This window comes from Arcobacter roscoffensis (assembly GCF_024267655.1).
Classification (GTDB): domain Bacteria; phylum Campylobacterota; class Campylobacteria; order Campylobacterales; family Arcobacteraceae; genus Arcobacter_B; species Arcobacter_B roscoffensis.
In genome coordinates this window covers 1,383,452-1,396,471 of sequence record NZ_CP100595.1, presented here as the reverse complement: position 1 = coordinate 1,396,471, position 13,020 = coordinate 1,383,452, and the positions used below count along the sequence as shown (strand labels likewise).

The 13,020-nt window shown below is 27.9% G+C and carries 14 protein-coding genes; 7 read left to right on the top strand and 7 right to left on the bottom strand.

The genetic code is table 11. From position 1 onward, the window contains the following. The first annotated feature begins 120 nt into the window (after positions 1-120). Both rpoD and NJU99_RS06535 read left to right on the top strand, forming a co-directional pair. Complete coding sequence (rpoD, locus tag NJU99_RS06540; RefSeq protein ID WP_254577922.1) at positions 121-1,974, top strand: RNA polymerase sigma factor RpoD; 1,854 nt, start codon at positions 121-123, stop codon at positions 1,972-1,974. 3 nt (positions 1,975-1,977) lie between these two features. Continuing rightward, positions 1,978-2,658: a hypothetical protein gene (locus tag NJU99_RS06535; RefSeq protein WP_254577921.1), complete on the top strand. Its 681-nt coding sequence runs from the start codon at positions 1,978-1,980 to the stop codon at positions 2,656-2,658. A 9-nt stretch (positions 2,659-2,667) separates the two neighbouring features. Here NJU99_RS06535 and NJU99_RS06530 read toward each other — a convergent pair whose 3' ends face one another. The 5 genes from NJU99_RS06530 to NJU99_RS06510 form a co-directional block, all read right to left on the bottom strand. Next, positions 2,668-3,222, bottom strand: a complete 555-nt coding sequence (locus tag NJU99_RS06530) for a hypothetical protein (protein ID WP_254577920.1) — start codon at positions 3,220-3,222, stop codon at positions 2,668-2,670. Beyond that, positions 3,206-3,517 carry an AtpZ/AtpI family protein gene (locus NJU99_RS06525; protein WP_254577919.1) on the bottom strand — a complete coding sequence of 104 codons (312 nt, stop codon included), beginning with the start codon at positions 3,515-3,517 and terminating at the stop codon, positions 3,206-3,208. Before NJU99_RS06525 ends, NJU99_RS06530 begins: the two co-directional genes overlap by 17 nt. Positions 3,518-3,525: 8 nt before the next feature. Beyond that, the gene (ppnP, locus tag NJU99_RS06520; RefSeq protein ID WP_254577918.1) at positions 3,526-3,840 is read right to left on the bottom strand and encodes a pyrimidine/purine nucleoside phosphorylase; all 315 of its coding nucleotides are present in this window, start codon (positions 3,838-3,840) and stop codon (positions 3,526-3,528) included. 10 nt (positions 3,841-3,850) lie between these two features. Then, positions 3,851-5,131 (bottom strand): glutamate-1-semialdehyde 2,1-aminomutase, encoded by a 1,281-nt coding sequence (gene hemL / locus NJU99_RS06515; protein ID WP_254577917.1) that lies wholly within the window; start codon positions 5,129-5,131, stop codon positions 3,851-3,853. 72 nt (positions 5,132-5,203) lie between these two features. Then, on the bottom strand, positions 5,204-6,340 hold the full coding sequence (locus tag NJU99_RS06510) for a GGDEF domain-containing protein (RefSeq protein WP_254577916.1): 1,137 nt from the start codon (positions 6,338-6,340) through the stop codon (positions 5,204-5,206). 112 nt (positions 6,341-6,452) lie between these two features. Here NJU99_RS06510 and NJU99_RS06505 point away from each other — a divergent pair, with 112 nt between their 5' ends. The 3 genes from NJU99_RS06505 to NJU99_RS06495 all read left to right on the top strand — a co-directional run bounded on the left by NJU99_RS06505 (position 6,453) and on the right by NJU99_RS06495 (position 8,955). Further along, on the top strand, positions 6,453-7,226 hold the full coding sequence (locus NJU99_RS06505) for an energy transducer TonB (RefSeq protein ID WP_254577915.1): 774 nt from the start codon (positions 6,453-6,455) through the stop codon (positions 7,224-7,226). A gap of 13 nt (positions 7,227-7,239) precedes the next feature. Beyond that, on the top strand, positions 7,240-7,965 hold the full coding sequence (locus NJU99_RS06500) for a hypothetical protein (protein WP_254577914.1): 726 nt from the start codon (positions 7,240-7,242) through the stop codon (positions 7,963-7,965). 69 nt (positions 7,966-8,034) lie between these two features. Beyond that, positions 8,035-8,955, top strand: a complete 921-nt coding sequence (locus tag NJU99_RS06495; RefSeq protein WP_254577913.1) for a methylenetetrahydrofolate reductase — start codon at positions 8,035-8,037, stop codon at positions 8,953-8,955. Between the two features lie 55 nt (positions 8,956-9,010). Here NJU99_RS06495 and NJU99_RS06490 read toward each other — a convergent pair whose 3' ends face one another. Together NJU99_RS06490 and NJU99_RS06485 are read right to left on the bottom strand one after the other, a co-directional pair. After that, positions 9,011-9,589, bottom strand: a complete 579-nt coding sequence (locus NJU99_RS06490; RefSeq protein ID WP_254577912.1) for a superoxide dismutase — start codon at positions 9,587-9,589, stop codon at positions 9,011-9,013. A 97-nt stretch (positions 9,590-9,686) separates the two neighbouring features. After that, positions 9,687-10,793 carry an FtsW/RodA/SpoVE family cell cycle protein gene (locus NJU99_RS06485; protein ID WP_254577911.1) on the bottom strand — a complete coding sequence of 369 codons (1,107 nt, stop codon included), beginning with the start codon at positions 10,791-10,793 and terminating at the stop codon, positions 9,687-9,689. Between the two features lie 19 nt (positions 10,794-10,812). Between NJU99_RS06485 and NJU99_RS06480 the strand changes: the two genes are divergently transcribed. Both NJU99_RS06480 and NJU99_RS06475 read left to right on the top strand, forming a co-directional pair. Then, positions 10,813-11,799 carry an RluA family pseudouridine synthase gene (locus NJU99_RS06480; protein ID WP_254577910.1) on the top strand — a complete coding sequence of 329 codons (987 nt, stop codon included), beginning with the start codon at positions 10,813-10,815 and terminating at the stop codon, positions 11,797-11,799. After that, the gene (locus NJU99_RS06475; protein ID WP_254577909.1) at positions 11,747-13,018 is read left to right on the top strand and encodes a fibronectin type III domain-containing protein; all 1,272 of its coding nucleotides are present in this window, start codon (positions 11,747-11,749) and stop codon (positions 13,016-13,018) included. Before NJU99_RS06480 ends, NJU99_RS06475 begins: the two co-directional genes overlap by 53 nt. Positions 13,019-13,020: the final 2 nt, after the last annotated feature.

The following is a 13,020-nucleotide window of genomic DNA, read 5'->3' as shown; positions in this document are numbered from 1 at the left end:
AGAAAACACACATTTTAGCTAAAAATTTAGTAATATTTGATTAAATAACAAATTTTTAATAACTTTCTTATGTAATTTCGGTATAATAAATGCCTATCTTAACAAGAGGATTTTTCGTTAATGAGCGCAAAAGATTTAAATAAAGCTATAGAGCAAACTGTAAAAGAATACAAAGACTCTATCTTAACTTATGAAAAAATTATTAAAATCTTTCCTAAAGCCCCATCAGCAGCAAATGTAAAAAAACTTTTAGCTTTTATTCAACTATATAACGTAACAGTTATTAGTTCGCAAGAACAAGCAAAAAGAATGAATGCTGAGGAAGCTAAAAAGAAAAGAGAACAAAGAGAAAAGCTGATCGAAAACGAAGATGATGTTTTTGATTTATTAAAAAATAAAGAGTTATTAGAGTGGTCTAGATCTGATTCTCCTGTAAGAATGTATCTAAGAGAAATGGGTCAGATTCCATTACTTACAAAAGAAGAAGAGATTGAAATTTCTAAAAAAATTGAAATGGGTGAAGATGTAATTCTTGATGCTATTTGTTATGTACCGTACTTAATAGATTTCATTTTAGAATACAAAGAGCCTTTAGTAAATAGAGAAAGAAAAGTTAAAGAGCTTTTCAGAAACTTTGATGACGAAGATTCTGATGATTCAGCTGATGAAGTTGAAACAGAAGTAGAAGTTCTTAGTGCAGATGATGAAGCAGGAAAGAAAAATAAAAAACTTGATAAAAGAGCTCAAACTATTATTGATTCTTTTAAAGTTTTAGAAAAAGCTAAAAAAGATTGGCTTAAATTCCTATCAAAAGAAGAAGCAAAATCAGAAGATGAAATTCATCAAATGCAACACAACCTAGCAGTTGCGTTCAAAAAAAGAATTTTAAAAGAAGCATTATTAGACTTAGGTCCAACATCTAAACTTATTACAGAAATTGTAAAAGCTATGGAAACTGCACTTAAATCTGATACAGGATTTGATTCTGAGCTTAAAAGATTAGAATATAGATTACCATTATTTAATGATACTTTATTAGCTAATCACAAAAAGATATTAGATAATATTATCAACCTATCAAAAGTTCAAATTACTTCTATGGTTCCTGAAGCGACTATGGTTTCTACTTATATGGAAATCAAAAAACTGTTCCAAACAGCAGAAGCTTCTAAAGATGGTTTTGATTTAGAACCAGAAGAACTAAAAGATGTATTAGAACAAATTAAAAGAGGTAAGCAAATTACTGATAAAGCTAAGACTAGAATGGCTAAATCAAACCTTAGACTTGTTGTATCTATTGCAAAAAGATATACAAATAGAGGTTTACCATTCTTAGACTTAATTCAAGAAGGTAATATAGGTCTTATGAAAGCTGTTGATAAATTTGAGTATAAAAAGGGATATAAATTCTCTACTTATGCAACATGGTGGATTAGACAAGCTATTTCAAGAGCAATTGCTGACCAAGCTAGAACTATTAGAATTCCAATTCATATGATTGAAACGATTAACAGAATCAATAAAATCATTAGAAAAGGTATCCAAGAAAATGGTAAAGAGCCAGATGTAGAGGATATCTCAAAAGAAGTAGGACTTGCAGTTGATAAAGTTAAGCAAGTAATTAAAATTACTAAAGAACCTGTATCACTTGAAGCACCTATTGGTTCTGATGATGATGGTAAATTTGGAGACTTTGTACCTGATGAAAAAGCTCCAACACCAGTTGATAATATTATGAAAGAAGACTTACAAGGGCAAATTGATCAGATTTTAGCTCAGTTAAATGAAAGAGAACAAGCAGTTGTAAGAATGAGATTTGGATTAATGGATGATGCATCTGATAGAACTCTTGAAGAAATTGGTAAAGAATTATCAGTTACAAGAGAAAGAGTTAGACAAATTGAATCAAGTGCAATTAAAAAATTAAAACACCCTAAAGTAGGTAAAAACCTTAAAAACTATGTTGAGAGTTAAGAAATGAACTTCTTTGAAGAATGGGTTGATTTAGATTTAAACCCTATAATATCTTTTAATCAAAGCGGGAAAATCACTTATTCAAATAGTGAGGCTCAATTTTTGCTTAGTAGAATTAAGCAAAATGAGCTTTTTGAGTTAGCATTGAAATATGCTTCTCAATCCTTCGGGGCTAAAACCTCTTATATTGATTTATCAATGAAAAACTATACTTTTTATGCTATCACTGTAAAATATGAAGATGAAGATGAAATTCATATGAAACTTTATAAAAGTGCTATGGTTAAAAAAGAGTCAAAGCTTAATATTTCAAATGTAGATAATACTAATATCTTTACAATACTTGATTTAGCTATATCAACACAAAAAATCAAAAACCAAATAAACTATGTAAAAAACTATGATCCTTCTATCCCTGATTTTAAATTAGAGGCTAGTTCTTTTATAAAAGTAGTAAATGATATATTTCAAGCATTTAGCGAAGCTACAACTATTAAGTGTTCTGTAATGCTTAAGATTGGGGAATATATAAGAATTGATGGGAAAAAGTACTCTTTAATTAGTGTAAAAATTCAGTCAGATAAAAAAACAGATGTAACAGCATTAAAAGCAAGAGATCACTCTGCTTTTATTTTAAGTTGTGAAGAAGACAATATAACTATTGACTTACCTCTTATTATTTAAATTTATTCTCTAAGTTTTAAATACAAACTTAGAGAATAAAACACCAATAGGAACAACACCTAATCCAACTAAAAAAGCAATTGGTAAAAATAGATTATTGTTATTTAAAGCAAAAAATGAAAAAACCAATAAACCATATCCTAAAACTCTATAAATCGATAGAAAACCACCTGCACTAAATATTGCATTTTTAAAAGAGTTTCTTTTAACTTTTGTTTTTTCATCATTGATTATTTCTTTAATTTTTTCAGGAGTTAGTTCTTCTTCTGGAATCTCTTTATATTCACTGTATAAATCATATGGATCATCAATCTCATCAACTTTATCTCTTTGCTCATTTGAATAATCTTCTTTTGAATAATCAATTGTAGATATTCTATTTTGGATATTTTTCTTATAAGAAAAGAAAGAAGTAATTGTTATAAATAATGAGGCTATAAATGCGACCTGTGCATTTAATAGCCAATATTTATCATGAAAACCTAAAGAATAGATAATTAAACAAAGATTTATTACTATAAATACTTTTGCAAAATCTAAAATGGTTTTATTTATCTTCATCATCGTTGTCTGATTTATCCCCATACTTAGCTCTATGTGCATATCTTGGGTCGTTTTCTAAACCTTCAAACTCTTTTTGAGCTCTTTTATATGCTTTTTGTATATTAAGTCCAGCAGCAGCAACTCCCCAGAAAACTCCAAGCCATAATGTCCACTCATAACCTGTAAGAGCTTTTAGCCCATATCCAACACCAAATCCAATAGCAACAGCAGCTACCATAGAAATACCTAAAGATAAGTTATCTAAGGCTTGTAGTTTAGCTTGATGTTTAGGTTTATTATTTTGTTTATTTTCCATGCAAGACCTTACTTAATATATGAACAACAATAATCAGTAATTGTTTTTACTTTAATATCAAAACTAGAATTAGCAGGTACATCAAATGATGTATCTGCTGTATATGTATTCCATGTATCAGAACCTGCAAGTTTTACTTCAACTTCACCATCTAAGATTTCCATTAACTCAGCTGCATTTGTTCCAAAATTATATTCACCTGGCATCATAATACCAAGTGATTTATCTTCACCATTTGAGTCAACGAAAGATCTACTTGTTACATTTCCATCAAAGTAAATATTTGCTTTTTTTACTAAATCTACACTCTTTAAAATATCCATTTTATTATCCTTATAAGTTTTTCATAACTTCATTTGCTGCTTCAATACAAGCTTCAATATCTTCATTTGAAATAGCAGTTGACATAAATCCTGCTTCATATTGAGAACAAGCAAAATAGAAACCTTTTTTAATCATTTCATGGTGAAATTTAGCAAATCTATCAAAGTCACATTTACCAACCTCTTTAAAGTTTGTAGGAGATTCCTCGCAAAAGAAGAAACCAAACATAGAACCTCTTGTATTAACTTGTAACGCAATATTGTTTTTAGAAGCAACTTCTTTAAATCCATTTACTAACTTAACTGCTTTTGCATTTAATTCTTCATAAACTTCTGGATTAGCTTTTAGTTTTCTAAGATTTACAAGACCAGCACTCATAGCAACAGGATTTCCACTTAATGTTCCTGCTTGATAAACAGCCCCATCAGGAGATAAGTGATTCATAATATCTTTTGAAGCAGCAAATGCACCTACAGGCATTCCTGCACCAATTACCTTACCAAAAGTAATAATATCAGCTTGCTCTTCTAAAATCCCACTTGCACCTTTTAAAGAGGCTCTAAAACCTGTCATAACTTCATCAAAAATAAGTAATGCACCATTTGCATCACATAATTCTCTACAAGCTTTGATAAACTCTGGACTTGCTGGAACTAATCCCATATTTCCTGCAATTGGCTCAATAATAATACAAGAAATATCATCAGAGTCTTCAAAACATTTTTTTAAGTTTTCTATGTTGTTATATTCACAAAGTAAAGTATGCTTAGTTAAATCAGCTGGAACACCTGGACTACTAGGAGTTCCAAAAGTAGCTAAACCTGAACCTGCTTGAACTAGTAATGAGTCTGAATGTCCATGGTAACATCCTTCAAACTTTAGAATATCATTTTTACCAGTAACACCACGTGCAAGTCTAATAGCTGACATAGTAGCTTCAGTACCTGAACTTACAAATCTTACTTTGTCAATATTATCAAACATATCAACAATCTCTTTTGCTAGTTCAGTCTCAAGTGGACTTGGAGCACCAAATGATAAACCTTTTTTAGCTGTATTAATAACTGCTTCTTCAACATCTTTATCTGCATGACCAAAAATAAGTGGTCCCCATGATTGTACAAAGTCTACGTATTTATTTCCATCAATATCAAAAAGATAAGCACCCTCACCTCTTTCAATAAATGGTGGAGTTCCTCCAACACTTTTAAAAGCTCTTACAGGTGAGTCAACACCACCTGGAATAACTTCTTTTGCTTCTTCATATGCTTTTATTGAATTATCAAACATTTAATATCCTATTCAGTAATAATTTTGCCATAGGATACCCAAAAAATATTTACGATAGAGTAAAAGTAAGCTCTAAAATATAACTTGATTTTTCCCTGCATGTTTAGCTTTGTATAAACTCTCATCAGCTTTTATAATGAAATCATCTATTGAATCTTCTCCATTATACAAACTAAGCCCTAAAGATATTGTATAACTTAGATTAATCTTTTTGTTAATTAGTTTTTGTTCAGAAATTTCTTTACATATCTTCTTAGCAATTATTTGAGCACCTTCTATACTTGTATTAGGAAAAAGCAATACGAACTCTTCTCCACCATATCTTGCAACTATATCACTTTGCCTTGTTAATGTATTTAGCCTTTTAGCTAAGTTTTTTATTACATAATCACCTAAGTGATGTCCATATGTATCATTTATGTTTTTAAAATTATCAATATCTATCATACATATACAAATATCTTGTTTTGCTCTTTGTGATAACTTTAATATTTTTGTAGCAATCTTATAAAAATATCTTCTATTATAGAGTTTTGTTAAACTGTCAGTATTAGCAAGTTCTTTTAACCTACCCTCATTATTCTTTAATTTAAGATTACTTTTGCTTGCATTATACATAACAATTAAAAATATCATAGAGAAAAAAGTACCACTGAACAGTACTAAACTCATAATTTTAGTTGATAGTTCTTCAAAACTATTCATCTCATTTGTAATGTCATAATATAATTCAAAAGCACCTTGATAGTCCCCACCTTTTAAAATAGGAACATAAACTTCTAAAAGTGTGTTTTTATCATTTTTTTCTATTTCATAATAGATTTTGCCCTTTGTTAAAACATCAGAGAAATACCAATCAATTTTTTGATTATCTATTTTTTCTTTTTTTGTTGAATAAATAATCTTTCCATACTTATCAAAATAATGAATTTTAGAGATTTTAAAAATACTTAAATCAAGTGCCAAGTTTTTAGACAAATCATCTTTGCTTAGATTTTCAAAATCCATATTTTTAGAAATTCTAAAAGCCAATCTTGTAGTATTATCAATAATATTAGAAATAACTTGTTCTTTAAATGAAGGTATTATTGTACTTTTAACAAAAAAAGAGATAAACAACATCAAAGAGAGGAATAAAAAAGAAATTAGTAAATATATTTTAGTGCTAAATATATTTTTTATGATATTAAAAAATTCTAGTTCTTTCAAAAAAACACCTATTAATTTTATATAACTAATATTATAACAAATAATAATAAAATATAAGCTTTTAAAAAAACTGATTAATATTGTATTAGTATTTTTTTAATATAATCCTTTTATGAAACTAATTTTAATTGCATTTTTCCTATCTATTTTATTTCATTTCTTATTTATTTTCTCATTTACGCAAAAACCTGAGCCTAAAAAAAACATACAGAATAAAGAAGAAATAAAAAAAACAACTGAAATTAAATATGTAAAACTAAAGAAAAAGCCTGAAGCTAAAAAAATTGAGCCTAAAAAAGAATTAAAAAAGCCAAATATTAAAAAACAAAAAGTACAAAAACCAAAAATTGAAAAGAAAACAAAAAAAAGTGTAAAGAAAAAAACAGTTCAAAAAAAGCTTCCTAAAAAACAATTAGAAAAAAGTAAAAAACTGCAAAATAAAATCTTAAAAAATCAAATTGTAAATAAAGAAAAATCTATTCAAAATAAAACACTTGAAGACTTTTTATCTCAAAGGGATTCTAAAGAAGAGAAAATGACAAGCCAAGTTGAAAGACTTTATGGTAGAGAATTTGAAACATTTACAAAAGTACAAAAAGCATTTATTAAGAAAAATTTAAATACATTTCAAGCAATAACACAAAGAGTTTTAAATCAGATGGGTTATCCTTATATAGCAAGAGAAATGAGAATATCAGGTATAAATCAAGTATCTTTTATATTCCATCCAAATGGGGATATTTCAAATTTAAAGATAAGTAATTCATCTGGATACTCTGTTTTTGATGACTATAGTTTAGAGCTGATTAAAATAGCATATAAAGACTACCCTAGACCAAAAAGTGCCACGAAGCTTATCTTTAATGTACAATATAGACTTTATTAAAAGGAAAATGAAAATGACAAAACTAAATGAGTTTTTTAGAAAACTGTTCAAAGGAGAAATAGCCTTAAATATAGTATTTTGGATTTATTTTGTACTAATTACTTTTATTTTAAATAGTTATATTGAACTTGATTTAGAAAACACTCATTATCAGTTAACTTTTCATAAACAAGAAACACTGCTTGATCTATTTTTATTCTCTATTTTATTTTTATATACAATATTTATTTTCATAGCTGTAATAAGAAGTGCAAATAAATATACAGGTTCAAAAGTTTTTTCATTTTTTGCAAAAGTTTTAGTTACTTTAAATCTTATAATAACACTTATTACAAGTCTTGAGCTTATAAAAGTTTATTTATTAGAAGACTATTTTATAGAATCTCAAATTGAATTATATAAAGAACAAGTTCCAATAAAAGTTAATTCATATACAAATCTAAAAGCTATTGATAAAAAAGATAACAAAATAAAATATACATACCAAATAGTAAATAAAAGGTTTTCTCATATAGCGAGCTTGAATCTAAAAAGCTTCAAGGAAGATGTTCAAAACTCTTTATGTGAAGATGAAACTACGCTTGATTTACTTAAGAAACAATATATTTTAGAATATGATTATTTAGATGATAAAAATGATGAGCTTATAAAAATAGTTACTACAAAAGAGAGTTGTGGACCATCTATATATGACCTTGATATGCTTAAAGTAATACTTAATAATCAAAATCAACCATAGTCTTTTACATAAATTTAAACATAACTTAGTAAAATACGAAAATTTTAATAATTTATATCAAGGTAACAAATGTTAACAGATAAGATAAGAAAGAAAGAAGAAGGCATTATTTTATATGGTATTACACCACCTAAAGTAAAGCATACAGAAGAAGAAATAAAAGAGATTGCAAAAAAACACGTTGAAAGAATCTCTAAATTAAATGTTGATGGTTTAGTTTTATACGATATTCAAGATGAGTCAGATAGAACTGATGAAAAAAGACCTTTTCCATTTATCAAAACAATCAATCCTTGTGAGTATTCAAAAAACTATTTACAAGATTTAAAAACTCCAAGAATTGTTTATAGAGCAGTTGGTAACTATAATGAAGAGAGATTTTCTACATGGTTAGAAGAGACAAAACAAAGTCAAGTTCACTCTGTATTTGTAGGTGCTGCTTCCCATGAACAGCAAACAAATATTACTTTAAAACAAGCATATGAACTAAAAAGAAAAGTAAATGATAATCTTTGTTTAGGTGGTATAGCAATACCTGAAAGACACTCTAAGAAACATGATGAGCATTTAAGAGTTGCATCAAAAATAGATAGTTCTTGTGAGTTTTTTATTACTCAATGTGTATATGATTTAGAAGCATCAAAGATATTCTTAACAGATTATGCAAAATATGTAAAAGAAAATGACTTAGAAATGGTACCTATTATTTTTACATTAACTCCTTGTGGTAGTGCTAAAACACTTGACTTTATGAAATGGTTAGGTATTAACATTCCAAACTATCTAGAAGAGGATTTAAAAGAATCTGGTAATATTTTAGAAGAGTCAGTTAAACTATCAAGAGATATTTTTGAAGAACTTTATATCTTTGGTAAAAAAAGAGGTATTCCAGTTGGTTGTAATATTGAAAGTGTTGCAATTAGAAAAGAAGAGATTGAAGCTTCTGTTGAGCTTCTTGAAGAAGTAAAAAAAATAGTAAAAGAAAACTAAAAAAGTTTTAAAAGTATAAATAAAAAGGCTAACTATAGAATAGTTAGCCTTTTTTTTAGTTTTCTAAATTTTGTGCTACAAAATCCCAATTTACTAATTTCCAGAAGTTCTCTAAATAATTAGGTCTTGCATTTCTGTAGTCAATATAATAAGCATGTTCCCAAACATCACATACAAGAAGGGGCTTTAAACCATCTACAATAGGAGTTTGTGCATTTGCTGTTGAAATAATACTTAATTTATTATCAGCATCTTTTACTAGCCATGCCCATCCTGAACCAAAATGAGCTGTTGCTTTATCGATAAAATCTTTTTTAAACTCATCCAAAGAACCAAAAGTTTCTAATAGTTTATTTTCTAAGTTTATTGGTATTTGTTTTTCATTTGGACTTAAACCATTCCAAAAAAAGTCATGATTAAAAACTTGTGCGGCATTATTGAAAATAGCACCCTGAGAAGTTTTAATAATCTCTTCTAATTGTAAATTTTCATATTTTGTATCTTTTATTAACTCATTTAATTTATTTACATATGTTTGGTGATGTTTTCCGTAGTGATACTCTAAAGTCTCCTTTGACATCAAAGGCTCTAAGGCATCTATTTCATAAGGTAGTTTCATTAATTCATGTGTCATTCTTTATCCTTTTGTATAAAATTTTGTACACAAATCAATGATACTGCTAAAAGCTTAATAAAAAGTAAATAGCTTATTTTATTTACACTAAAATAAGCTATAATCTTCTTTCATAGTTATACATATCCATATACCTAAAAGCTAATAAATTCTCTAATATAGCAAATATAACTACAAAGTTAATAAAAGAACTTCCACCATAAGAAAATAAAGGCAAGGGAAGACCTACAACAGGTGCAAAACCTATAACCATCAAAATATTAACACTCATGTTAAAAAATATTAAAAGTGCCAATCCGGAGGCAAAACAACGAATGACGTAATCATCTTTATAGTAATAATTCATACTTAATAAATGCATAATAAGTAAAACATAAATAAAAATGAGCCCTAAAGCACCTAAAAAACCATATCTTTCCACAAAATAAGCAAAAATAAAATCACTTGTTGCAATTGGCAAAAACTTCAATTGTGTTTGTGTTGCATCTTCACTTACTTTCCCCACAAGTCCACCTGAACCAATAGCAATAATTGATTGTTGTACGTGATAACTTGGTTTTTCAGATATAAAATCTTTAATTCTTTTCTTTTGATAATCTTTGATTAAATAAGTATAAATCAAAGGAGAAGATAAACCAATACTTAAAATAATAGTTGCCCAAATTTTCCAGTTTACACCAATAATAAATAAAATACCATACCCAACTAAAAGCATTACAAGTGCAGTTCCTAAATCAGGTTCTTTTGCAATCAAAATAAAAGGCAATAGAATATAAAAAGAAAAATATATAAAATCTTTTAATCCATAACCTTTTTTTGGGGGTGGTCTACTATGTATTAAATACCCAAGCATTAAAATATAAATAGGTTTAATAAGCTCTGAGGGTTGCATAGTTGTATTTAAAATTGGAACTGGCAACCATCTTTTTGCACCAAGCTTTGTTACTCCCCAAAACTCCACAGCTAAAAGCAATGCAATACCTACCCAATATAAAAACGGAATTAGTCTTAATTTTTTCCTAATTGGCAAAATAAACACAAATGCAAAAGCAATTAGTGAAATTGAAAAGTATATTAATTGTTTCTTTGCTAATATTTCATTTGTTTCACTTATAAGGTGATGTGATAAAAACACCAAAGGTAAAACAAAAATTAGTAATAAATAATCAAAATGGGATATAATCCTCTTATCAAATAAACGCATAGTGAAAGAGTATCTAAATATGGATAAAAATTTTATTGTTCAAGAAGCAAATAGACTAGATAAATTCCTTGCATCACAAATTGATGCATCTAGGAATCAAATAGAACAACTTATAAAAAAAGAGTTTGTACAAGTTGATGGAAAGACAGTTAGTAAAACAGGTCTTAAATTAAAAGTAGATCAAAAAGTTGATGTTCACTTCCCCGAGACTGAACTAAACCCAGTAAAAGATGAAACTTTTGTAAAAGAATCGCTTGAGGGTAAAGATGTAAAGGTAATTTATGAAGATGAACATATTTTAGTTGTAAACAAGCCTTACAATCTTACAGTACATGATGCACCAAGTGTAAAAGATGCAACACTTGTTGATTGGTTAAAGTTAAAAAATATATCTTTATCTACAATAAGTGGTGAAGAGCGACATGGAATAGTTCATAGACTTGATAAAGGCACAAGTGGTGTTATGGTAGTTGCAAAGACAAATGAAGCGCATGTAGGCTTATCAAAACAACTTGAAGATAAATCTATGGGAAGATACTATCTTGCAATCATTGATTTACCTTTAAAAGATAATGTTGTAATGGAAAAGCCAATTGCTAGAAACCCAAACAATAGACTAAAAATGTCAATAGAATTAAATGGTAAAAATGCGAAGTCAGCTTTTGCCAAAATACAACAAAGCAATAATGAAAAATATGAGCTAATAGCAGCAAAACTATTTACAGGAAGAACTCATCAAATAAGAGTACACCTAGCTTCGATAAATAGGCATATTTTAGGAGATAATTTATATGGTTTTAAGGGCGATTTAAATAAAATAAATAGATTTTATTTACATGCATATAATCTATATTTAATTCATCCAATAACAAAAAAACAGATGAATTTTAAAGCAGATTTACCAAATGATATGAATGACTTTTTAAATAACAACTTTCAAACGGAGATTATAAATGACAACATTGATGAAAACAACATCATTAACAGCTTTAGTTCTTTTACTTAGTGGTTGTAGCATAAACAATCTGAACACTCCAATAAAACCTAAAATCGATGATACAATTCCTGTAGTTGATAACAACTCAGTTAAGGTGATATCAGATATTACATCAATAGGTTTTGAGTGGCAAAAAATAGATGACCCAAGAGTTGTGGGGTATAACTTCTATAGAGCTAATATGCACAAAGATGGTAGAAGACTAAAACTAATTGAGAGTTTAGATAATAGATACACTACACACTTTGTGGATACTGATTTAGAGCCAAATACAAAATATGTTTACCAAATTTCTTCAAAAGCAAGAAATGGAATGGAGTCAAAAACAACAAAAGCTCTAGTAGCTAGTACTGCTGCAAGAGCTTTACCTGTAAGTTTTGTTCAGGGAATAAATGATCTTCCAAATAGAATAAAAATTGTATGGAGACCACATCCTGATTTAAGAATCGAGTATTACAAAGTACAAAAACTTGATGAAAAAAATACTAAATGGACTACTTTAAAAACAATCAAAGGTAGACTTAATGCTGAGTATATTGATTCAAACTTAGGTAACAATGAAACATTTAAGTATAGAATAATTGCTTTTACATTTGAAGATATTGCAACACAGCCAAGTAAAGTAGTAACTGCAAAAACAAAACCTTTACCAATTGGTGTACAAAATCTTCAAGTAACAGTAAATCAACCTAAAAAAATTGTTTTAAAATGGGAGCCAAGTCCTACAGAAGATGTTATAAAATATGTAATTTATAGAAGTCCATTTAAAAGTATTGGATTTACAAAACATAAAGAGTTTACAAAAAATACTTTAGATTATACAGATCATATAAATGATGATGGAAAAACATACTACTACAAAGTTTACTCAATTGATAAAGACTTTTTAAGAAGTTCTGACAAAATTGATGCAAAAATGGGTATGACACTTACAAAACCTTCAAAACCAATAATGACCCTTGCTCAAATTCAAGGTTCTAAAGCAATTTTAAACTGGACACCAGGAGATAAAAGAGCAGTTTCTTATAACGTATATAAAACTACTCAAACAGGTTTCTGGGAAAGTAAAACAGAAAAGTTTACTGATATTAAAGGTTTAAGATTTGAAGACAATAATATCATCAATGGAGTACAATATAAATACTCTATTCAAGCAAATGACACATATGGATTAATTTCAGAAAAGACTGATGAAGCTGAATTAATCTTACCAAAAATTCAAAAATAGTA

Coding starts and splice junctions, on each gene's coding strand:
- rpoD (WP_254577922.1), top strand. CDS start 121: ATGAGCGCAAAAGATTTAAATAAAGCTATAGAGCAAACTGTAAAAGAA.
- NJU99_RS06535 (WP_254577921.1), top strand. CDS start 1,978: ATGAACTTCTTTGAAGAATGGGTTGATTTAGATTTAAACCCTATAATA.
- NJU99_RS06530 (WP_254577920.1), bottom strand. CDS start 3,222: ATGATGAAGATAAATAAAACCATTTTAGATTTTGCAAAAGTATTTATA.
- NJU99_RS06525 (WP_254577919.1), bottom strand. CDS start 3,517: ATGGAAAATAAACAAAATAATAAACCTAAACATCAAGCTAAACTACAA.
- ppnP (WP_254577918.1), bottom strand. CDS start 3,840: ATGGATATTTTAAAGAGTGTAGATTTAGTAAAAAAAGCAAATATTTAC.
- hemL (WP_254577917.1), bottom strand. CDS start 5,131: ATGTTTGATAATTCAATAAAAGCATATGAAGAAGCAAAAGAAGTTATT.
- NJU99_RS06505 (WP_254577915.1), top strand. CDS start 6,453: ATGAAACTAATTTTAATTGCATTTTTCCTATCTATTTTATTTCATTTC.
- NJU99_RS06500 (WP_254577914.1), top strand. CDS start 7,240: ATGACAAAACTAAATGAGTTTTTTAGAAAACTGTTCAAAGGAGAAATA.
- NJU99_RS06495 (WP_254577913.1), top strand. CDS start 8,035: ATGTTAACAGATAAGATAAGAAAGAAAGAAGAAGGCATTATTTTATAT.
- NJU99_RS06490 (WP_254577912.1), bottom strand. CDS start 9,589: ATGACACATGAATTAATGAAACTACCTTATGAAATAGATGCCTTAGAG.
- NJU99_RS06485 (WP_254577911.1), bottom strand. CDS start 10,793: ATGCGTTTATTTGATAAGAGGATTATATCCCATTTTGATTATTTATTA.
- NJU99_RS06480 (WP_254577910.1), top strand. CDS start 10,813: ATGGATAAAAATTTTATTGTTCAAGAAGCAAATAGACTAGATAAATTC.
- NJU99_RS06475 (WP_254577909.1), top strand. CDS start 11,747: ATGACAACATTGATGAAAACAACATCATTAACAGCTTTAGTTCTTTTA.